Source organism: Kitasatospora sp. NPDC028961 (assembly GCF_055564815.1).
In genome coordinates this window covers 25649-46903 of the sequence record NZ_JBVHVO010000012.1, presented here as the reverse complement: position 1 = coordinate 46903, position 21255 = coordinate 25649, and the positions used below count along the sequence as shown (strand labels likewise).

General features: G+C 75.6%; 15 protein-coding genes, 2 tRNA genes and 1 pseudogene. 5 read left to right on the top strand and 13 right to left on the bottom strand.

The window, feature by feature from the left end:
• Positions 1–169: 169 nt before the first annotated feature.
• Complete coding sequence (locus tag ACZ4UX_RS21360) at positions 170–1078, bottom strand: NADP-dependent oxidoreductase (RefSeq protein ID WP_465707816.1); 909 nt, start codon at positions 1076–1078, stop codon at positions 170–172.
• A gap of 257 nt (positions 1079–1335) precedes the next feature.
• On the opposite strand from ACZ4UX_RS21360, the gene ACZ4UX_RS21355 reads away from it, so the two are divergent.
• The gene (locus ACZ4UX_RS21355; protein WP_329487767.1) at positions 1336–2919 is read left to right on the top strand and encodes a Na+/H+ antiporter; all 1584 of its coding nucleotides are present in this window, start codon (positions 1336–1338) and stop codon (positions 2917–2919) included.
• A gap of 256 nt (positions 2920–3175) precedes the next feature.
• The gene (gene pgi, locus ACZ4UX_RS21350; protein ID WP_465707815.1) at positions 3176–4837 is read left to right on the top strand and encodes a glucose-6-phosphate isomerase; all 1662 of its coding nucleotides are present in this window, start codon (positions 3176–3178) and stop codon (positions 4835–4837) included.
• A 110-nt stretch (positions 4838–4947) separates the two neighbouring features.
• On the opposite strand, the gene ACZ4UX_RS21345 is transcribed toward pgi, so the two are convergent.
• The 6 genes from ACZ4UX_RS21345 to ACZ4UX_RS21320 form a co-directional block, all read right to left on the bottom strand.
• Positions 4948–5021 (bottom strand) — tRNA-Lys (locus ACZ4UX_RS21345).
• 147 nt (positions 5022–5168) lie between these two features.
• The gene (locus ACZ4UX_RS21340) at positions 5169–5822 is read right to left on the bottom strand and encodes a bifunctional DNA primase/polymerase (RefSeq protein ID WP_465707814.1); all 654 of its coding nucleotides are present in this window, start codon (positions 5820–5822) and stop codon (positions 5169–5171) included.
• A 62-nt stretch (positions 5823–5884) separates the two neighbouring features.
• A complete protein-coding gene (locus tag ACZ4UX_RS21335; RefSeq protein ID WP_465707813.1) occupies positions 5885–6292 on the bottom strand; it encodes a hypothetical protein in 408 nt (135 codons plus the stop codon).
• A 213-nt stretch (positions 6293–6505) separates the two neighbouring features.
• Entirely contained in the window at positions 6506–7861 is a 1356-nt protein-coding gene (locus ACZ4UX_RS21330) for an AAA family ATPase (protein WP_465707900.1), read from the bottom strand.
• Between the two features lie 8 nt (positions 7862–7869).
• Complete coding sequence (locus ACZ4UX_RS21325) at positions 7870–9519, bottom strand: hypothetical protein (protein ID WP_465707812.1); 1650 nt, start codon at positions 9517–9519, stop codon at positions 7870–7872.
• Positions 9516–10844 carry a hypothetical protein gene (locus tag ACZ4UX_RS21320; RefSeq protein ID WP_465707811.1) on the bottom strand — a complete coding sequence of 443 codons (1329 nt, stop codon included), beginning with the start codon at positions 10842–10844 and terminating at the stop codon, positions 9516–9518. Before ACZ4UX_RS21320 ends, ACZ4UX_RS21325 begins: the two co-directional genes overlap by 4 nt.
• Before the next feature lie 236 nt (positions 10845–11080).
• Between ACZ4UX_RS21320 and ACZ4UX_RS21315 the strand changes: the two genes are divergently transcribed.
• Positions 11081–11731: a histidine phosphatase family protein gene (locus tag ACZ4UX_RS21315; protein ID WP_465707810.1), complete on the top strand. Its 651-nt coding sequence runs from the start codon at positions 11081–11083 to the stop codon at positions 11729–11731.
• Between the two features lie 82 nt (positions 11732–11813).
• On the opposite strand, the gene ACZ4UX_RS21310 is transcribed toward ACZ4UX_RS21315, so the two are convergent.
• Positions 11814–13421, bottom strand: coding sequence for a tetratricopeptide repeat protein (locus ACZ4UX_RS21310; RefSeq protein ID WP_465707809.1), 1608 nt, complete (start codon positions 13419–13421; stop codon positions 11814–11816).
• Between the two features lie 480 nt (positions 13422–13901).
• Here ACZ4UX_RS21310 and ACZ4UX_RS21305 point away from each other — a divergent pair, with 480 nt between their 5' ends.
• Together ACZ4UX_RS21305 and ACZ4UX_RS21300 are read left to right on the top strand one after the other, a co-directional pair.
• On the top strand, positions 13902–14423 hold the full coding sequence (locus ACZ4UX_RS21305) for a hypothetical protein (protein WP_465707808.1): 522 nt from the start codon (positions 13902–13904) through the stop codon (positions 14421–14423).
• A gap of 194 nt (positions 14424–14617) precedes the next feature.
• Positions 14618–15577, top strand: coding sequence for a spermidine synthase (locus ACZ4UX_RS21300; RefSeq protein WP_465707807.1), 960 nt, complete (start codon positions 14618–14620; stop codon positions 15575–15577).
• Positions 15578–15794: 217 nt separating this feature from the next.
• Here ACZ4UX_RS21300 and ACZ4UX_RS21295 read toward each other — a convergent pair whose 3' ends face one another.
• From ACZ4UX_RS21295 to ACZ4UX_RS21275, 5 genes and pseudogenes are all read right to left on the bottom strand, one after another.
• Entirely contained in the window at positions 15795–16823 is a 1029-nt protein-coding gene (locus tag ACZ4UX_RS21295; RefSeq protein WP_465707806.1) for a hypothetical protein, read from the bottom strand.
• Between the two features lie 132 nt (positions 16824–16955).
• Entirely contained in the window at positions 16956–17402 is a 447-nt protein-coding gene (locus ACZ4UX_RS21290) for a DUF4442 domain-containing protein (RefSeq protein WP_329487756.1), read from the bottom strand.
• Between the two features lie 142 nt (positions 17403–17544).
• A tRNA-His gene (locus ACZ4UX_RS21285) sits at positions 17545–17620 on the bottom strand.
• 182 nt (positions 17621–17802) lie between these two features.
• Positions 17803–18405 carry an oligoribonuclease gene (gene orn / locus ACZ4UX_RS21280; protein ID WP_465707805.1) on the bottom strand — a complete coding sequence of 201 codons (603 nt, stop codon included), beginning with the start codon at positions 18403–18405 and terminating at the stop codon, positions 17803–17805.
• 826 nt (positions 18406–19231) lie between these two features.
• A pseudogene (locus tag ACZ4UX_RS21275) lies at positions 19232–20231 on the bottom strand (helix-turn-helix domain-containing protein); the annotation flags it as partial.
• Between the last annotated feature and the right edge of the window lie 1024 nt (positions 20232–21255).

Here is a 21255-nt window from a genome sequence, read left to right as displayed (position 1 = left end):
GGGGAAGGAGTGCGTTTCACGAACCGGGGGAGGGGGGGGCCGTGTGGAACGGGAGAAGCCTCATTGGGAAAACAAAAAAAACCATTGTGGGGGCCCCCCCCCCCCCCCGCGCCCCGGCCCGCCGCCGGGGGCCGGGGCGCGGCGTCCGGGGATCGGGGGCGCGCCGGGATCACGGGGTGAGCACCACCTTGCCCCGGACGTGGCCGGTGCCGACCATCCGGTGCGCCTCGGCCGCGCGCTCCAGCGGGAAGGTGTCGGCGATCTCCAGCCGCAGACCGCCCGCCTCCCAGAGTTCGACCAGCTCGGCCAGCCGGGCCGCCGTCCGCGGCCCCCGCAACATGCGCAGGCCGAGCCGCGCGGCGGTCGGGAAGTCCACGATGGTGCCGATCCGGTCCCGGTCGGCGACCAGCTCCACGGAGGCCTCCAGGGCGCCGCGCCCGGCCGCGTCGAAGGCCGCGTCCACCCCCTGCGGCGCCACCGCCCGCACCCGCTCGACCAGCCCGTCCCCGTACCCGACCGGGATCGCGCCCAGCTCGCGCAGATAGGCGTGGTTGCGTTCGCTCGCGGTGCCGATCACGGTGGCGCCCCAGGCGCGGGCGAGCTGGACGGCGACCGTGCCGACTCCGCCCGAGGCGCCGTGCACCAGGACGGTGTCGCCCCGGCCGACCCCCAGCAGGGTCAGCGCGACATGGGCGGTCTGCCCGGAGGCGGACAGCGAGCCCGCCTGCTCCCACGGCATCCCGGCCGGCTTGGGGACCAGCTGGGAGCCGTCGACGGTGACGAACTCGGCGTGGCTGTTCAGCGGCCGGAAGCCCAGCACCTGGTCGCCGACCGCCCAGCCCCGGCTGTCGGGGCCGAGCTGGTCGACCACCCCGGCGAACTCGTTGCCCGGGACGGCGGGCAGCTCGACCCGCACGCCCGGTGGTGCCCAGCCCTCCCGGACGGCGAGGTCGGCGGGCTGCACCCCGGCCGCGTGGACCCGGACCCGCACCTCGCCCGGTCCGGCGGCGGGGGTGGGTACCTCGGTCACCCGCAGTACCTCTGGGCCGCCGAACCGGGGGACGGTCACAGCCTTCATCTGGAGCTCCTGCCTCGTGGTCCGCGCTCTCGGTCCTGCCTGCGCCCCGATCATCGAAGGTGAAGCGGACTTGAGGTCAAGGGCCCTCCGGCGTGTTGCGTCAACTGAGCGCATTGTCGGATTTATCCTCGACGGCGGCCCGAGTCGCGCCCGGCCGCCCCCGTCGTCCGCCACCTGCCCGTCGCCACCCGCTCTCCGCCAGCCACCCGCCGCCACCCGCTCTCCGCCACCGATCCGCCGTCGAGAGGAACCTCCCCGTGGGCCAGCTGCCCCTGCTCTTCGTGGTGCTGCTCGCCTCCGTCGTGACCATGCCGCTCGCCCGGCGGACGGGCGTGCCGCAGCCCGTGCTGATGACCCTGCTGGGCATCGTCATGGCGCTGGTCCCGCAGATCCCGGACGTCACCCTCGACCCGGACCTGATCCTCCCGCTGGTCCTGCCGCCGCTGATCTTCGCCGTCGCCCGGCGCTCCTCGGTCCGCTACTTCCGGGCCAACATCCGCTCCATCCTGCTGCTCGCGGTCGCGCTGGTGGTGGTCACCACCACCGCGGTCGCCGGCACCGTGCACGCCCTGCTTCCCGCGCTGCCGGTCGCGGCCGCCGTCGCGGTCGGCGCGCTGGTCTCCCCGCCGGACCCGGTCGCCGCCGTCGCGGTGGCCGGCAGCATCGGCCTGCCGCGCCGGCTGGTGTCGATCCTGGAGAGCGAGGGCCTGTTCAACGACGTCACCGCGATCGTCATCTACTCGCTGGCCATCGACGCGGTGGTCAGCGGCGACTTCTCGCCCGGCCACGCGGTGCTGCGCTTCGTGCTCTCGGCCGTCCTCGCCGTCATCATCGGCGTCGGCCTCGGCTGGCTCAACGCCAAGCTCGCCTCCTTCCTGGAGGACCCCACCCAGCAGGTCGCGCTCAACCTGCTGGTGCCGTTCGCCGCCTACACCCTGGCCGAGGAGATCCACGGCTCCGGTGTGCTCGCCGTCGTGGTCTGCGCGCTCTACCTGGCGGAACGCGCCGCGGAGGCCGACGCCGTCTCCTACCGGCTGGTCGGCAACGCCTTCTGGGAGATCGTCGAGATCCTGATCACCGGGGTCGCCTTCGGCCTGATCGGCCTGGAGCTGGCCACCGTCCTGAAGGAGGCCGGCACCGGCTGGACGAGCATGCTCGGCGACGCGGCCGCCGTCATCGCCGTCGTGGTCGTGACCCGGCTGCTCTGGCTGCTGCCGGCCGGCTGGCTCTCCCGGAAGCTGCGGGCCGACGTGGAGGAGGACACCCCGATCAGCTGGCAGGAGAGCGTGGTGCTCTGGTGGTCCGGGATGCGCGGGGTGGCCACCGTCGCGCTCGCCCTGGCCGTCCCGCTGACCGTCGACTCCGGCGAGGGCTTCCCCGAACGCGGCCGGCTGGTCTTCATCGCCTTCAGCGTCGTCCTCTTCACCCTGCTGGTCCAGGGGCTCACCCTGCCGTGGCTGGCCAAGCGGCTGCACCTGGACATCGACCAGGACAAGCACGAGCAGGCGGTGCGCGAGCTCTGGTGGCGGGCCGCCCGGGCCGGGCTCGAACGGCTCGGCGAACTGGAGGAGCAGGACAAGCTGCCCGCCGAGGTCGCCGACCGCCTGCGGGACCGTCAGCACGACCGGCTGGCCCGGCTCTGCCCGGAGAAGTACGCCGAGGAGGAGGCCAGCGAGGCCAAGCTGCGGCTGAGCCAGTGGCGCGCCGCGTACAGCGTCGAGCAGGAGATGATCGCCGCCTCCCGGCGCGAGATGCTGGCCGCCCGCAGCGAGCTCGGCGCCGACCCGGAGCTGGTCGACCGGGTGCTGCGCGGGCTCGACCTCCGCTCCGAACGGAAGTGACGCGCCGTCCGGGGGCGCCGGCGGCGCCCGCGCAGCCGGCCCGGGGGCACCCCGGCGTCGGCCCGCCGGGCCGGTGGCCGCCGGGCCACGGAGCGTCCCCGAACGGAATGTGCGCAGGTGGTCCCGACGTTGCATAGGCTGGCCCCGGGCAGGCCGTCAACGGAGTCGGCGCACCATCAGTACCCGCACGACCTCGCGAAAACCCTCCCGCCTGGCCCTGCCGGTATCTGCACCCAGATGAAACGAGGAGCCACCGATGTCGGAGACCCGTGCCGACTCCCGTACCCCCCTGGACCGCACCCCGCAGTGGGCCGCCCTCGGCAAGCACCGCGCGGAGCTGGGCGAGACGCACCTGCGCGAGCTGTTCGCCGCCGACCCGGAGCGCGGCCGCCGCTACACCCTCCAGGTCGGCGACCTGCACGTGGACTACGCCAAGCAGCTGGTCACGGACGAGACGCTGACCCTGCTGCGCGAGCTCGCCGAGGCCACCGGCGTCGCCCGGCTGCGGGACGCGATGTTCCGCGGCGAGAAGATCAACAACACCGAGCACCGCGCCGTCCTGCACACCGCGCTGCGCGCCCCGCGCGGCGCCGTCGTCGAGGTGGACGGCGAGAACGTGGTGCCGGCCGTGCACGCCGTCCTCGACAAGATGGCGGCCTTCGCCGAGCAGGTCCGCGGCGGCGACTGGCGCGGCCACACCGGCAAGCGGATCCGCACGGTCGTCAACATCGGCATCGGCGGCTCCGACCTCGGCCCCGCGATGGCCTACGAGGCGCTGCGCTCCTTCGCCGACCGCGACCTCGACGTCCGCTTCGTCTCCAACGTGGACGGCGCCGACCTGCACGAGGCCGTCCGCGACCTCGACCCGGCGGAGACGCTCTTCATCGTCGCCTCCAAGACCTTCACCACCATCGAGACCATCACCAACGCGGTCTCCGCCCGCGGCTGGCTGCTCGCGGGCCTGGACGCCGGCACCGAGGCGGTGGCGAAGCACTTCGTCGCCCTCTCCACCAACGCCGAGGGCGTCGCGGACTTCGGCATCGACACCGCCAACATGTTCGAGTTCTGGGACTGGGTGGGCGGCCGCTACTCCTACGACTCGGCGATCGGCCTCTCGCTGATGATCGCCATCGGCCCGGACGCCTTCCGCGAGATGCTGGACGGCTTCCACCTGGTCGACGAGCACTTCCGCACCGCTCCCGCCGAGGAGAACGTCCCGCTGCTGCTCGGCCTGCTCGGCGTCTGGTACGGGGCCTTCTTCGACGCCCAGGCGCACGCGGTGCTGCCGTACTCGCACTACCTGTCGAAGTTCACCGCCTACCTCCAGCAGCTGGACATGGAGTCCAACGGCAAGTCGGTGGACCGCGAGGGCAACCCGGTGAGCTGGCAGACCGGCCCGGTGGTCTGGGGCACGCCCGGCACCAACGGCCAGCACGCCTACTACCAGCTGCTGCACCAGGGCACCAAGGTCATCCCGGCCGACTTCATCGGCTTCGCCCGGCCGGTCGCCGACCTGCCCGACGGCCTGGTCGCCCAGCACGACCTGCTGCTCGCCAACTTCTTCGCCCAGACCCAGGCGCTGGCCTTCGGCAAGACGCCGGAGGAGGTCGCGGCCGAGGGCGTGCCGGCCGAGCTGGTCCCGCACAAGACCTTCAAGGGCAACCACCCGACCACCACCATCCTGGCCGGGGAGCTGACCCCGTCGGTGCTCGGCCAGCTGGTCGCGCTGTACGAGCACAAGGTGTTCGTCCAGGGCGCGATCTGGAACATCGACTCCTTCGACCAGTGGGGCGTCGAGCTCGGCAAGGTGCTCGCCAAGCGGATCGAGCCGGTGCTGCTGACCGGTGAGGGCGCCGACGCGCTGGACAGCTCCACCGCGGAGCTGGTCGCGCGCTACCGCTCGCTGCGCGGCCGCTGAGCCCGCGGGGTGCCGGACGGGATCGACCCGTCCGGCACCCCGTACCTGCCCCAAGGACCGGAAAACGCCGGAAGGCCCCTCGCTCTCGCAAGGGGCCTTCCGGCTGTCTGTGCGCCGCCAGGGACTCGAACCCCGGACCCGCTGATTAAGAGTCAGCTGCTCTAACCAACTGAGCTAGCGGCGCCTGCTGACAGAGAAGACTTTAGCAGCGGCGCGCGGCCCGGCCAAAATCGAATACCCGGAGCCGGGGGCGGCCGCGGCGCCCGGCCCACCGGCAGCGCCGGGCTCAGCCGACCGGCCGACCGGGCTGAGCCCACCCGCGGGGCCGGGCTCAGCCCATCGGCAGGGCCGTCGAACCGGCCCGCTCGGCCGACTCCCGGGCCGCCCGGACGCAGGCCCAGAGCACCACCGAGGCGCCCGGCAGCCACGGCTCCCGGGCCTCCGGGGCGACGATCCACCGCCCGGCACCCAGACCGGGCGAGTCCGGGCTGTGCAGCATCCGCTGCACCGGCGGGACGGTCACCGCGTCGCCGCGGCCGTGGCAGAGCAGCGGCGGGACGTCCCGGGCCCACTCCTCCCAGGCGAGCAGCCGCCGCAGCCGGGCCGCCGCCCCGGGCCGGACGAACAGCAGGGTGCGCCCCCGGTACACGGCGACCGGGCCGCAGCCGGGGCCGGAGGTCCACAGCTCGTCCAGCACCCGCCGGCCGAACAGGGACGGCATGCTGATCACGTCGAAGGCGCGCCCGCAGGGCAGCACCGAGGGCGCCCACGGGCGCGACTCCCAGAGGGCGCGCATGCTGCGGGGGTACTCGCTGGCGGAGGCGAGCCAGGCCTCCCCGGCCACCGTGACGTACTCCACCGACTGATAGGTCCAGATGTCCACGGACAGCAGAGTGGGGTGTCCGCCGGGTGTCCGGGAGGGAAAGCGTGGTTCGCCGGACAGCACGGCGGGGAGCGGCGTACCCTGCCGCGCCGCATATGCCACTGGCGAGGTTGCCGACCCGATCGCGGCCCGGCCCCCGATCGCGGTCCGGTCCCCGGGAGGGGTCAGCCGTCGTGGCGGCGGGGCTGGAGCAGGCCGCGGCCGTACTCGATCATCTTGGTCGCGTAGTCCGGCGTCCAGTCCGCCCGCTCGGCGATCTCGGCCTCGGAGAGCGCGTCGAACCGGCGGGTGTCCGCGAGCTGCGCGGCGGCGACGGCCTGGAAGTCGGTGGCCCGCTCGGCGGCCGCGCGGAAGGCCAGCGCCAGCTCGGTGGAGCGGCGCAGCAGCTCGGCCGGGTCCTCTATCGACTCCAGGTCGAAGAACCGCTCCGGCTCCGGCTCGGCGAGGTTCGGCTCGAACAGCAGCTGGACCGGGCGCCGGCGGCGGGCGGGCGCTTCACCGGCGCCTGCGCCCGGACCGGCCGGCACGGTCGAACGGCTCGGGTCGGACGCCTGGGCGTGGGAGTCGGGCATGGACGGACACCTCCGGGGGCTCGGTGGGGGCGGACTGCGGCGGCCGGGGAGGACGCCGCCCGGTCCTGGCCGCCGTCCATTGTCTCGCGGCGACTGCCGGTAACGGAACGGTGCGAGTCCGGGCGCTATTCCCTCCCGGCGCGCCGGGGGCGTGCACCCGGCGGGAGGCGCCGCCGACCTGCGGGAACGGGCCACCGCCCCCGGCCGGCCCGCTCAGCGCGCCAGCCGTACCCGGTGCCCGGCGAGGTGCTGCAGCACCTGGTGGTTGGCCTCCCAGCCGTCGGGGAACTTGACCGAGACGCCCAGCTGGACGGGTTCGGTGGCCGGGTGCTCGTCCAGCAGCTCGGCGATGCCGGCCCGGGCCACCACGATGCACGCGTGCCGGTGCCGGGAGGCGAGCACGCAGAGCCGGCCCGTCTCCAGGTGGAAGGCGGTCGCGTCCGGCCGCCCGGAGAGCGGGTGCAGCACCACCGTGACGTCGTACTCCCGGCCCTGCAGCCGGTTGGCGGTGTCCACCGTGACGGCCGGGCCGGTCGTCGGGTCGACCGGGACGCCGGCCCTGACCAGCGCCGCCCGGACGGCCGCCGCCTGGTCCCGGTGGGCCGTGCCGACCGCGATCCGGCCGGGGGCGAGCGGGACGGTGCCCTGCTCGGAGTGGGCCGTCAGACCGCGCTCCAGCAGCCGGCGGACGGTCGCCGCCACGGCGGCCACCGCCTGCGGATCGGTCCGGACGGTGTGCCGGGCGGGCAGCTCCAGCAGCGCCCAGCCGTGCTCGGCCGCCCGGTCGATCGCCGCGTCCAGCGCGGAACCGTCCGGCCGCACCGAGGCGGTGAGCAGCCGGTCGCCGGGCCCGGTGCCGGACCGGAACGGCGTGTACGGGTAGAACGCGTCGGAGATCAGCGGCGCCGCGCTGGCCGGCAGCCGCCAGGAGACCGGCAACCGGTGCGGCTCGATCTGCGGGTTGTGCGCGAGCAGCGTGACCACGGCGCTGCTCGACGGGTCGTACGACAGCCCCGCCCACTGCTCGGTGCCGACCACCGTGAACGGGTCCAGCTGGCCCGGGTCCCCCACGAACAGGGCCCGCTCGAACAGCCGGGCCACCGCGAGCAGGGCGTCCGAGCGCATCTGGTACGCCTCGTCGACGATCGCGTGCCGCCACGGCGCCTCGGTCCTCACCCACTGCCACTTGGCGGCCGTCGAGACCACCACGTCGTGCTCGGCCAGCTCCGCCACCTTGTCGGAGGGCGTGACGTTGGGGTGCCGCAGCACCTCGGGGCCGGGCCGGGAGTCCGCCGCGTGCAGCCGGCCGATCGTCAGCCCGGGCGCCTTCTCGGCCAGCCGGTCGACCAGGTCGTCCACCTGTCCGTTGGTCTGCGCGACGATCATGAGGCGCTCACCGGCCTCGACCAGCTCCCGGGCGGCCCGCACCACCAGGGTGGACTTCCCGGCGCCGGGCGGGGAGTCGACCACCACACCGCGCGGGGCGCCGACGGCCGGGCGGACGGTGGCCTCCAGGATCCTGGCCACCGCGGCGTCGGCGGCCGCCCCGGGGGCCTGCTCGCTGTTCATCGGCCGGGTCACTCCCACTCCTCGACGGCGGTGGCGGCTGCGGCGCCGGCGGCGGCCGGCCCGGTGGTGGCGGCGGCGCCGGGCGGGCCGCCGTGCGTCCACGGCGTGTCGTCCGGCTCGGGCAGCGGCGCGGACTGGCGGACGGTCAGTTCGAACAGGGTGAAGGTGATCCGCTCGCCGGGCTCGGGCAGGCTGCCCGGCTCCGGCTCCTTCCGGCGCCCCATGCCGGACAGCACCCGCAGGGTGATGGTGCCCGCCACCGGGTCGACCGCGGTGATCACCGCCTTCTGCGGGCTCGGCGCGACACCGGAGTCCGCGAGGGGGGAGGCCCGGACCCGGTGCGCCTCCCGGCCGAGGTCCGCGTGCGGGCGGTCGGCGGTCCGGACGGTCACCAGCGGACGCGGCTTGGGCGAGCGCCCCGAGGTGTCGTAGTCCGGCACCACCTCGGTGACCACACCCGCGAAGGCCTCGCCGGCCAGCCGGTGCTCGGCCATCGCCAGCGGGTCGTCCAAGGCCTCCTGGACGTCCAGCCGGGCCTGCTCGCGCTCGCGCTGCGCCAGCTTCCGGGCGGCCGTCACGGCGTCGTCCTGCCGGGGCTGCGGCGGCTCGCCGGCCGCCAGCCGGTCCCGGTGGCCGGTGTAGGACCAGCGGTCGCCCGTCCAGCGCTCCGCCAGGTGCCCGGCCGGCGGCAGCTCGCGGAGCAGGTCCAGCCCGTGCCACACGTCGTGCCAGGTGGGCAGCAGCACCCGGGAGAGCACCGCGCGCAGCTGCTCGACGGCCGTCCGGACGGCGGCCCGGGCCTGCTCCGCGTCGCTGCCGCCGGGCTCCTGGGCGGCGTGCGCCAGGGCGGCCGCGGCGGCGTCGTAGCGGGCGATGGCCGGGCCCAGCACCAGTTCGTCGAAGCGCGGGTCGGTGGCCGGGCCGGCGGGCGGGTGGAGCAGCTGGCCGGCCCCGTCCCGCGCGGACTCGGCCAGCTCGGCGGCCTCGGCCCCGGTCAGGCCGGCCGGCGGCGCGTGCCAGGCCAGCCGGGCGGCGAGGTGCTGGTCCTCCAGGTGGCTCTGGCCGGTCGCCCAGTGCCGGGAGAGCAGGCCGGTCATCGCCAGCAGCAGGCTGGAGCCGGGCACCTGGGCCCGGTCGGTGAGGTGGGTCAGCCAGCGGCCGAGCAGCGGCACCCGGGCCGGCGCCGGGTAGGGGCCCGGCTCGTCGTCCTCCACGGTGCGGCGGAAGCGGGTGGAGCGGCCGAGCAGGGCGAGGTGGTGCACGCCCGCGGCGTTGGGCACGATCAGCTGCGGCGCGTCGGCGCACAGCTCGCGGAAGACCTGCGTCTTCTCGCCGGTCTCCGGATCCTTCTCGGAACCCTCGATCTGCTCCACCTCGTCGGCGAAGGACTCCAGGTAGGGCAGCAGGTCGGCGGCCAGTTCGGCCAGGAAGTCGAAGCGCAGGGTGCGGTTGAGCGGCTGCGGGACGATGTGCAGCCGGGGCGCCGAGCGGTCGGTGCCCAGCAGCACGGCCAGCGGCGCGCCCGCCTCGCCGGCGGCGGTCAGCGGGACGACCACCATCGGGCGTTCGGCGAGGTGCCGGTGGCGGACGGTGGCCAGCGGCTCGGCCCGGCCGCTGCGGACGGCCTCCAGCCGGGCGAGGGTGCCGAGCAGGCTCATCGGGCGGCTCCGGCCCCGGCGAACGCCTCCGCCGGGGGCGCGGCGAGCGGCCGGCCTAGCGCCTCGGCGCGCAGCGCGGCGGCGTACGCGAGCCGGGCGGCGGCCTCGTCGTTGCCGTCGCCGCTGTCGTCCTCGTGCTTGTCGTCGTGGCCGGCGTCGGCGGGGCTGTCGTCGGCGGCCGTGGTTTCGGGGTGGGCGGCCTCGGGGCGGGGGCCGGTCTCCTCGGCGGCGGCCAGTGCCTCGGTGACGGTCCGGATACTGCCCAACTCACCGCGCACGCCCCGGCCGAGCTGCTCGACCCGGTCCTCGCAGCGGGCCCGGGCACGGCAGTGGAAGCCCAGCTCGCAGGTGGAGAGGCAGTCCGGGCTGTACGCGGCCGGCACCGCCTCGACCGACTCGGCCAGCTGCTCGGCCGAGCGGGCGGGGGCCCCCGTCGGATCCGACGCGAGGTCGAAGCCGGCTCCCGGCGGCAGCGCGTCCAGCAGCCGGCCGATGCCGGTCATCCGGCTGAGCTGGCGGCGGGTGGTGGCCAGCTCGCGCCGGACGTCCACGGTCACCGCGGTCGGCCGGTTGCTGAAGTCCTTCGGGCAGACCAGCAGCACGCTCAGCCGGGGGCTGCCCGGCAGCCGCTGCTCGACGTACGGGTTGCGGTCCGGCTCCCGGCCGGCCAGCGCGGCGGCCGTCTCCTGGAGCGCCAGGACGTAGACGGCGGCCTGGCGGGCGGCGGCACCGACCTTGGCCGGGTCCGCACTGCCGTCCAGCACCGGGAAGGACTTGATCTCGATCACGGTGCACCGCCCGCCGTGCACCACGACCGCGTCCGGCTCCAGGTAGGCGGTGCTGCCGGCCACGGTGAGCCGCAGCAGCGGGTGGTCCAGCAGCGTCCAGGCCTGCGGATCGGCGGCGGCCTCGGCCAGTGCGGCGGTCGTCCGCTCGGCCCGGACCGCGGGGCCGGATCGGCGCAGCAGATCGGGCACGGCGAGCGGGGCGCCGCCGTCGGCCGGCAGGCCGAGGTGGCGGCGCAGCGGCTCCAGCAGCGCCGTGTAGTCGTCCTCCTTCAGCCGTGACTCGAAGATCACGCCGCGGGCGAGGGCGAACGGGGACTGGCCGAACGGGGCGGGCCGGCCGAGCCGGGCGGCCAGCGCCGACTTGTCGACCCCGGCGGCGTCGAGCACGGCGCGGCGGTGACAGCCCGGATTGGCGGCGAGCGCGGCGAGCGCGCGGGCGTTCAGGCTGCGCTGCGGTGCGGGACCGCGCAGGTCGGCGAGCCGCTGGGCGAGCGGCTCAAAGTGCCCGTGGGACGGGACGTTCGTCGAGACGTTCATGGTGCGGCCCAGTGTCGCACCCGGGTCCGACAATCCGGTCCGGTCCGGCCATCCGCGGCCATCCGCGCCGATTCCGGGCGGTGGGCGGGCGGGTGTGCCGGTCGCCGCCCACCCGGGGGCCGATTCGCTGCGGCGGCGCCCGGGCTCGTAGGAGGTCCGCAGGTGAGGGATCATGGAGTGCCGGTGCTCAATGGTGAGACCGACCGTTGCCACCGCCCCGCTGCGAGGAGCCACTCATGCCCGCCCGAATCGTCCTGGTCCGCCACGGCGAGACCGAGTGGTCGGCCACCGGCCGCCACACCGGCCGGACCGACATCCCGCTGACCGAGGAGGGCCGCGCGATGGCCCGGGCGCTCGGCGCCCGCCTGGCCGATGCCCCCTGGAACGGCCTGCCGGACGCCCTCGTCTACACCAGCCCGCTCGGCCGCGCCAAGGAGACCTGCGCCCTGGCGGGCTTCGGCGACCGCGCCGTGGACCGGCCGGAGCTGCTGGAGTGGGACTACGGCCAGTACGAGGGCCGGACCGGTCAGGACATCCGCGCCACCGACCACCCCGGCTGGCTGATCTGGCGGGACGGCGTGCCCGGCGGCGAGAAGCTGTCCGAGGTCGCCGCCCGGGTGGACGGCTTCCTCGCCGGCCTCAACGACGAGCACGGCGTGCCGGACGAGGCGACCACGGTCATGCACGGCGCCGACCGCGACGTGGTGCTCTTCGCGCACGGCCACCTGCTGCGCATCCTGACCGCCCGCTGGCTCGGGCTGCCGCCCGAGTACGCCCAGCGCTTCAAGCTCGGGACGGCGGCGCTCTGCGTGCTGTCCTGGGAGTACGGCGCACCGGCGGTCGAGGTCTGGAACGACCTCAGCCACCTGGAGGGCGTGCAGCACTGACCGGCCGCCGCGCCCCGCGTCCGACGGTCGGTCAGGGGCGGGGCGCGGTCGCCGGCACCGGCGACCGCCGGCACCGGCCCGCTCAGGCGGCCGCCGCGAGGTCGTACTCGGTCAGGAACCGGCCGACCTCCGGCACCGTCCGGTGCGGGCGCAGCCGCTCGGCGGTGTCCGCCAGCATGCTGCGGATCCGGGCCGAGCGGACCTCGCCGAACAGGGCCACGGCGGCCGTGCCGTGGCCGGCGGCGCCGGCCACGTCCCCCCGGCCGAGGCGGTCGTGCGCCAGCTCGGCGGTGTACAGCACGCGGTTGCGCACGAAGTGCGGCTCCTGGAGGGCTATGGCCAGCCCCGCCTGTTCGCTGGCCCGGTCCCAGTCGCCCAGCGCGGACCAGCACTGGGACTGCAGCCCGGCGATCTCGGCCTCGCCGAAGAAGGACATCCACTCGGGGTCGGCCTCGGAGGGGCCGCGGTCGAACAGCGTGTACGCCCGGCCGATCGCCCGTTCGCAGGCGGCCCGGTCCTGCAGCAGCGCCCAGCCGCCGGCCTCGCGCATGGCCAGCAGGGAGAGCAGCCGGTCGGAGTCCAGCTGCCGGGCGGCGGCCTGCCCGGCCTGGGCGGCGCGGAGCGCCTCGCGGGGGCGTCCGGCGTCCCGGGCGAGGAAGGCGCTGTTGCAGAACACGTGCGCCTCCAGGGCGGAGTCGCCCGCCATCCGGGCGGTGGCGAGCGCCTCGGCGTAGAGCGACCGGGCGTCCGCCAAGCGGTTCGAGTCGTGCGCCAGCCAGCCCACCGAGATCGCGAGTTCGCCGGCACCGGCCTGAAGTCTTCGCTCCGTCTCGGCGCTGTACTCGCCCTCGTTGAGCAGCACGTAGGCGGTGCGCAGCGACTGCCCGGCCAACTCGAACAGGGCGTCGGCGCCGTACACGTCGTCGGCCAGCCGGATGTCCCGGACGGCCTGCTCGACGTCGAGCACCTCCGCGGCGCCGATCCGGCGGGGCGGGGGCACCGGCCCGGGGCGGCCCGGGACGAAGCCGGTGCCCGGCTCGGGGTCGAACAGGCCCGGGGCGGCGCCGGGTCGGGCGGTCTCCTCGGCCCCGGGTGTGCCCGGGGCGGCGCGGTCGGCGGCCCAGGCCGGCCGGTCGATGCCGATCACGGTGGCCAGCGCGGCCGGGCCGCCGGCCAGGAACGTACGGCGACGCACGTCGTCGTTCTCCTCGTCGAAATGGTGCGGTCCATCGGGCCCCCGGAGTGACGCCGGGGACCTCGGCGACGCAGGTCCGTCCGGTGGGGGTGGTTCCGCGTACGGCGAGGCAGCGTACGGGAGTTGGATGGAGTGCGGCGAGCGCGGGGCGGGCAGGGGCGGGAACTGCGGGTGGAGCCGGGGTGGTGCGGAGCCCGCACCGCCGTCCGCCGAGCGGCGGCGGACGGAGGTGCGGGGGGCGAAGCCGAGGTCGGCCAGCGAGCGGTCCGGCCACATGTGCCGGAAGACGCGCTCGTAGGCGTAGTTGGGGCAGCGGATCTCGCCCGCCTCGACCCGCCCTACGTAGCGGGCGTCGCAGGAGACGTGCTCGCCGATCTCGCGGGCGGCCCGTCGTACGGCCATCGCGAACTCGCCCGGCGAACGGTCGCCGCGCAGTGCGCGCATCACGGTGTTGGGTGACGGGCGGTTCGGCTCGGCCGGTGGGGTGGCTGCCATGGTGCGCTCCGTGGTCGTGCGGGGTGCTGGTGCGAAGTGGGGCGGTTCCGGAGGGTGTCGGTCCTGGGTACGGTGGTTCGGCCCGGTGGTGGTGCCGTGCGGCCCGTCGGCCGACCGGGGCCCGCTCGGTCGCGTGGACTCCGCTCGGCCGCGGGTGGCCCGGTGGGGCCGGCCAGCGGGTGGGCCCGGTGGGGCTGGATGGGCCCGGGCTCGCAACCGACAGTACCCGGAGTCACCGACTGGACACAGCGCGTTTGTGGATGATGTGCTGTCAATTGCGGTCAAACCGGGCGCTGTTGCCTGGATCTGCCATGAAATGCCATGCCTTGCTGTAAGGCGCCCCGTGGCCTCGACCGTGTCCCCGGCGTTGTCCTGTTACGTGGAAGCCCCGGTCGTCGCCCAGGCCCACCGCCCGCAGTGGCGGCCCCCGCCCCGGAGCAGCGGCACTTCCGATCGGACGAGGTGACAGGAGAGCCCGTGATGGCCATCGGAGTACCGCAGTACCACCGCCTGGTCGCCGGAGGGGTGCTGGCGGCCGCCGCCCCCGCCCTGCTGCCCGAGGCGGCCGACGACCGCGGCCCGGGCCGCGGGCCCCTGGAGGGCGGCCGGGCCCCGTACGGCGGCGGCAGCGGGCCGGCCCGCCGGCTCGGCGCGGAGGGCGGTGTGGTGGTCACCGGCTGCGACACCGTCACGGTGGCGCTGCGGCACGGCCTGGAGACGGTCGACATCCTGCGGCTGCGCCGGGCCTGCGGTGCGGCGCTGCAGAGCCGCAACGGCAGCACGGTCTCCTTCTTCGTCCCGGCCGGCACCTCCGAGACGTGGCACCTGCCCGGCAGCTCGTGTACCGCCGGCGCCCTGCTCCTGCCCGCCACCGATCCGCGCTGGGTGATGCCACCGGTCGGAGCGGACTTCACCGCCCGCCCCACCGACGCCTGGGTCCTGCGTTCGGCGCTCTGCGAGGCCGCCTGCACCCTGACCGCCGGCGGCCTCGGACCGTTCTGAGACCCCTTCCGAGGCCCGTCAGGAAGGCCCGCACCGAACGGTGCCGCCCATGCTGCCCGGGCCGCGGAGACACGTCGTGCCCGTCGTCGGGCGGGGCCACCCGGACCGCTTCCGGACCGGCCCCCCCTCTCCTCCTTCCGCCGGTCCCTCGCTGAGCTGCGGAGACCTTCGGCACGACGGCGATAATGGCCGGTATGGGACGAAGCAGCAGGGCCGGCCGCGGCACGGACAAGGCCCGTACCGACAAGGGCCGTACCGACAGGGGCCGTACGGCGGCGGAGCCGCAGTCGGCGGTCACCGGCCCCGGCGGCCGCACGCACGCCCAGGGGGCGCTCACCCGTCCCGTCGACTCCGGGCTGGCCGAACTCCGCCCGGACCGTGACCGTCCCGCCGCCTGGTCGCTGCTGATCGACGGCGCCCCGCAGTCGATGGTCGACCTCGCCGACCCGAGCCACCTGGGCTTCGAGTACCAGCGCCGGCTCGGCCACCTGATCGACCTGGTCGCTCCGCCCGGCCGGCCGGTCACCGTCCTGCACCTCGGCGGCGGCGCCCTCACCCTGGCCCGCTACGTGGCGGCCACCCGCCCGCGCTCCCGCCAGCAGGTCGCCGAGATCGACACCGCGCTCACCGAGCTCGTCCGGACCGAACTCCCGCTGGAACGCGGCTGGCAGATCAAGGTCCGCGGCGCGGACGCCCGCAGCGTCCTGGAGCGGACCCCCGAGGGCACCGTCGACCTGGTGATCGCCGACGTCTTCTCCGGCGCCCGCGTCCCGGCCCACTGCACCACCGTCGAGTTCACCGCACTGGCCGCCCGCGCGCTCGCCCCGGGCGGCTGGTACGCCGTGAACATCGCCGACGGGTCGGCCCTGTCCTTCGCCCGCTCGCAGATCGCCACCCTCGGTGCGGTCTTCCCGGAGCTCTGCCTGGTCGCGGACCCCGCCGTGCTGCGCGGGAAGCGGTTCGGGAACCTGATCCTGGCCGCCGCGCACACGTCCCTCCCGATCGCCGAACTGAGCCGCAAGGTGGCCTCGGACGCCGCCCTCGGCCGGGTCGAACACGGCCGCGCGCTGGCCGACTTCGCCGCCGGTGCGGCGCCCGCCACCGACGTCACCGCCGCCCCCTCCCCGGCCCCGCCGCCGGAGGTCTTCCGGTAGACGTCGGGGCGCGCCCGGCCTGCGCCGCCCGGCTCCCGCCCACCCGTCTCCCGCCCCGCCCGTCTCCGGGTGTTCGGCGGGAGTCCGAAGGCAGGCCCTAGACGCCTGCGCGCCTCAGCGCCAGGGCGCCCTGGGGGAGCCGTCCCCACAGCGGGGGCGACGCCCGGCCGCCGGACCTCGTCGGGCGCCGGTCGGGCCTGGGCGCGCAAGGGCCGGCTCAGTGCCCGCGCGGCAGCCCCCGGTGCTTGCACATCGCGGCGCCGGTGAGCAGCAACCCGGCCGCGATGGGCGCCAGTACGGCTGTCCCGGTGCCGGAGAGGCCGTGCCCGGCGAACTCGGCGGCCGTGCCGGTGACGGCCGGGCTCTCGTGCGGCGCGGACCGGTCGGCGACGGCGGTCCGGGCACTCTCGCCGCCGCCTGCCCCGGGGTTTCCCACGGTCTGCGCCCGACGGTCGGCGGTTTCGCGGTCGGGCGGCGGAGCGGCGGGGCCGTGCGACCCGGTGGCGGTCGGGGCGGACGGTCCGGCCGGAGCGCCGCCGACCCCCGTCCGACCGGGTTCGGCGGCCGGCTCGCCGGTGTCGGCGTCCCGGGAGGCGCGGGTCTCGGCGGAGCGGGTCTGGGCCGGCACGGCGGCGAGCAGCCCGGAGGCGATCGCGAAGGCGTCCGGGACGGAGGCCCGCTGACCGGGCAGCGGCAGGTCGCCCGCTCTGATCCGGTCCTGGAGCAGGCCGCCGACGGGTGCGGCCGCGGCGCTGAGACCGGGCACGGGCACGGCCGCGGTGGCCGGTTCGGCGAGCCGGCCGAGGACGCCGGGCGACGCGGCCTGCCCGGGCGGCGTGCGGCCGGGGGCCGCCTGGCCCGGGCCCGACTGTCCGGCGGGTGCCGGGTCGGCGGACGGCTGATCGGCGGAGGGTCGGTGGGCGGCTGCCTGCCCGCTGGGCGCCGGACCGGGGGAGTGCGGCGCCGCGCCCTGACCGGCCGCGCCCACGGGGTGCCCGGCTGACCCCCCGTCGAGGACCGGGCCGCCGTCCAGCGTCCGGCCGACGGTGCGGCTGACGGGTTCCGGCAGCGGCCCGGCCGCCGCCGCGTAGGCGCCGGCCGCTCCCAGGCCCCAGAGCTGCGCGAGGAGCGCCCCGCCCGCGGCGACGACACGCGGGCGGGGCAGCCACCGGCCGCCGGGGCGCCGGGCGGCACCGACGGCGCGTCGGACGGGTTCCGGGGCCTTGGTCGCGTGATTGGCTCGCACGTGAGTTGAGAACGAGCGAACGGGCCGTGAGGTCACGGGCGTCGTCACGGACAGTCATCACGCGGACCAGGTGTCATCGGCTCGCCGGTCCCGCCGACGGACCCGGTGACCGGGCCAGGGCTCCTGCGGGGATCAGGAGTTGGGGCGCAGCGTCCAGATGACGGTCATGATGCCGGTCACGGCGCCGTCGGCACGGGTGATCTCGACGGTGACGGGGAACTCCGGCCGCTCGCCCTTGTCGAGCTCGGCGACGATGTCCGCGGCCGGACGGCCCAGCACCGCGGTGGCGGTGACCGTGCCCATGGCCAGCTTCTTGTAGGAGATCTCGGCGCTCACCGCGAGCGGCACGGCCCGCGAGAGCTGGTCACCGAAGGCGCCCAGCACGATGCAGCCGCTCGCCGACTCGGCGAGGGTGAACATCGCGCCGGCGTGCGGGCCGCCGACGTGGTTGTGGTACTCGGGCTGGTCCGGCAGCCGGAGGACGGCACGCTCCGGCGTCGTCTCCAGGTACTCCAGCTTGAGGGTGCGTGCCATCGGCACGGTCGAGTCGAGGAGCTGGCCGATCGAAGGTGTGGTCATGGCAGCAATGTTACTAGTCGGTAGCTTCTGGCGGCAGGCCTCCCGGAGGGGAAACCGCGGGAACCGGGAGGAGGCGGGAGGTCATGGGAACGCGAAAACGCCTGAGGGGCCGATCTCTTGAAGAGATCGGCCCCTCAGGCTCTGGGGTGAGTGACGGGACTTGAACCCGCGGCCACCTGGACCACAACCAGGTGCTCTACCAACTGAGCTACACCCACCATCTGTCCGGCTCGTTCCCGCTCTTCGCGTTCCCGTTCCGACAGGAAGAACAATACAGGATCCGGAAGGGTGCTCGCGCCAGGGTTTCCATCAGCCCGGTGCGGGCCTTTCCATCAACCCGATGCGGACCCTCCCGGGGCCGGCGGCGGCCTTCGCGTCCGGCCCGGGAGGTGCGGACGGGTCAGTCCGTCGGGGCGTGGTACTTCTCGGCGATCGCGCGCGCGGTGTCGGTGTCCGGGCCGGGCTGGGGGACGAACACCGCCTCGCGGTAGTACCGCAGTTCGTCGATGCTCTCGCGGATGTCCGCGAGCGCCCGGTGGTTGCCGCCCTTCTGCGGGCTGTTGTAGTACGCCCTCGGGTACCAGCGGCGGGCCAGCTCCTTGATCGAGGAGACGTCGACGATCCGGTAGTGCAGGTGCCCCTCCAGAGCCGGCATGTCCCGGGACAGGAAGCCGCGGTCGGTCGCCACGGAGTTCCCGCACAGCGGCGTCCGCCCGGCCTCCGGCGCGTGCTCGCGCACATAGGCGAGGACGAGTGCCTCGGCCTCGGGGAGCGTGACGCCATGCTCCAGCTCGTCGAGCAGCCCGGAGGAGGTGTGCATGGTGCGTACCACCTCGGGCATGTTCGCCAGGGCCTCGGCGGGCGGGCGGATGATGACGTCGACGCCCTCGCCGAGGACGTTCAGCTCGGAGTCCGTCACCAGCGCCGCGACCTCGACCAGGGCGTCCCGGTCGAGGTCGAGGCCTGTCATTTCACAGTCGATCCATACCAAACGGTCATTCACGCCACTCACCCTACGGCGCGATCACGCGCCACGGGCACCGAAGGAGCCGAGCGGGGTGCCGGGGCGCAGGACTCGGAGCCGTGCGCGTCCTGACCGTGGCCGTCCGGCTCGTGCGCCTCCCGGGCCGTACCGGCCTGGTGGGCGGGGTGGACCGGGTGAGCCTGGTGACCGTCCCGGGCGGGACGGGGGTCACGCGGCTCTCGGGACCCGTCCGGGCTCGCGGCCCGGCCGCCCTGCGGTCGGACCTGGGGGGCGAGGGCCTGGCGGGCCCGGCCCTCCGGCGTCGCCGGCGCGGCCGACGCCGACGCCCGGCCGGTGGCCGCACCGTGCCCCCGGCCGCCGGAGCCGTCCTCCGACGGTCGCTCGGCCGCGCTGCGGTGCCCCTGTCCCTGACCGCGGGCCCCGGGCTGCGGCTGACCGTCCTCCGCCGCGGCGTGCTCCGCCGTGCGCGGCGGCCGGCCCGCCCCGGGACCGGCCTGCGGCGGGACCAGGGGCGGCCGCGCCGGGCCCCGCCCCGTCCCCGGCTGGCCGGAGTGCGGCTGGTGGGCCGCCTGCGGATGCGGGTAGGGCTGGGCGGCACGTGCGTGCACCCCCTGCCCGGACGGCTGGCCGTGCTGGCCGTGCTGCCCGAGCGAGCCGTGCTGGCCCGGGCCGCCGGAGGGGTACGGCAGTGCGGGTGCCGGCCCGTGCTGGCCGGGGACCACCCCGCCCGCCGCCGTGGCGGCGGCCGCCAGGGCCGCCGCGGCATGGGCCGCGGCCGACGCCGGCACGGCACCGGCCAGCCGGAGGTCACCGGCGTGCAGCGGCGCCGGCGTCGGCGAGGCCGAGCCGGGGCGACGGGCCCGGTAGCTGGTCCGGTACGCGGCCGGCGAGACCCCGAGCTGGCGCCGGAAGTGCCCGCGCAGCGCCACCGGCGACCGGAAGCCGCAGCGGCGGGCGACATCGTCCACCGACAGCTCCGACGTCTCCAGCAGCCGCTGCGCCTGGAGCACCCGCTGGGTGATCAGCCACTGCAGCGGGGCGCTGCCGGTGAGCGTGCGGAACCGGCGGTCGAACGTCCGCCGGCTCATGTAGGCACGCGCGGCCAGCACCTCGACGTCGAACTGCTGGTTGAGGTTCTCCAGCGCCCAGGTGACCACCTCGGCGAGCGGGTCGTTGCCGATCTCCTCCGGTAAAGACTGATCGATGTACTGGGCCTGGCCTCCGCCGCTGCGGCGGCTGGGCACCACCAGTCGGCGGGCCAGCGCGTTGGCGGCCTCGGCGCCGTGGTCGCTGCGCACCACGTGCAGGCAGAGGTCGATTCCGGCGGCGGTGCCGGCCGAGGTCAGCACGTCGCCGTCGTCGACGAAGAGCTCCCGCGGGTCGACGTGGACCCGGGGATAGCGCTTGGCCAGGGTCGGCGCGTACATCCAGTGGGTGGTCGCGGGGCGGCCGTCCAGCAGGCCGGCGGCGGCGAGCACGAAGGCGCCGGTGCAGAGGCCGATGATCCGCGCGCCCTCGTGGTGGGCCTTGCGCAGGGCGGTGATCGCCTCGACCGGCGGCGGCTGCGAGATCGAGCGCCAGGCCGGGACGACGATGGTGCCCGCCCGGGCGAGCGCCTCCAGCCCGTACGGAGCGGAGAGGGTGAGGCCTCCGGTCGTGGCCAGCGGCCCCTCCTCGCCGGCGCAGACCAGCAGGCGGTAGCGGGGCACTCCGGCGTCCTGGCGGTCGACGCCGAAGACGGAGAGCGGGATCGAGCTCTCGAAGATCGGGGCGCCGCCGAAGATCAGCACCGCGACGGTCTCGCGCCGGCGCCGGCCCGAGAGCTTCCGGGGGGCGGCGGACATCAGGGGGACCGAGGGGCCGTTCAGGCCGGATCCGCCGCCGGCGCCGTAGCCGCCGTGGCCGTTGACGCCCTGGCCGCCGTGGCCGCCCTGGCCCTGGCTGTTGGGGCCGCCGCCGTTCGCGTTCTGGCCGCTCTGGCCGCTCTGGCCCTGGGAGCCGGGGCTGTGGCCGTTGGGGCCGTGGAGGTTGGGGCTGTGGCCGCCCGAACCCTGCCCGCTCGGACCCTGGCCGAAGGTGCCTCCGGGCAGCCCGGTGGGCGTCGTCGCGGCGCTCGGACCGGTGGAGGGCGGGAACGTCGCGTCCGAGCCCGGATGGCCGAGCGCCCGGCCGAGCTGGTGCCCGCCGGGCTGGGCGCCGGACTGAGCTCCGGGGTGACCGCCAGGATGGCCGGGAACCGACGGGCCGGCATACCCGGCCGTCCCCTGGCCCTGGAGGCCGCCGTGGCTGACGACAGGTCGGCTGACGGGTCGTCCGGCATGCTCCGGGGCGCCCGAGAAGGTGCCTGTGCCGGAGCCCGCTGGTGCGGAGGGGGTGTGTGAGGCCGGTGAGGCCGGAGTGTTCACCGAGGTGTACGGGACGTATGGGGCGGCGCTGGAGGTGCCGGGGGAACGGGGGTTGGCAGCGGTGGCCGAAACGCCGGTGCCTCTCACGGACCGACCCGCGATATCGGCCACGGCCTGGTCGCTGTCAGGACCCGCGTCGCTCCTGCTCACCCTGCTCAAGGCGCTCAAGCCCCCTCGGTGGTGTGGTGTGGTGGTGCGGCACTGCTGGCCAAGATCGAATCTATCGGGTGGACCGTTGCCGTTGTGACAAGTTCACCATCCGACGCTATGTCGACATGGCAATTTGGCGTGATGCATTCGATCACGAAGCGTGGCACCCGTCGACCCTTCTGGGAAGGGGGCCGGTGCAACGGTGGCTGGTTGTCGCGGGGCCGGTCCTGGGGTGCCCCGCTTCGGCGTACCCGGCCGGCGGGTCTGGGCTGCGGCTTTGCCCAAGGGCGAGGGAGTCGCGCGAGATTGACCG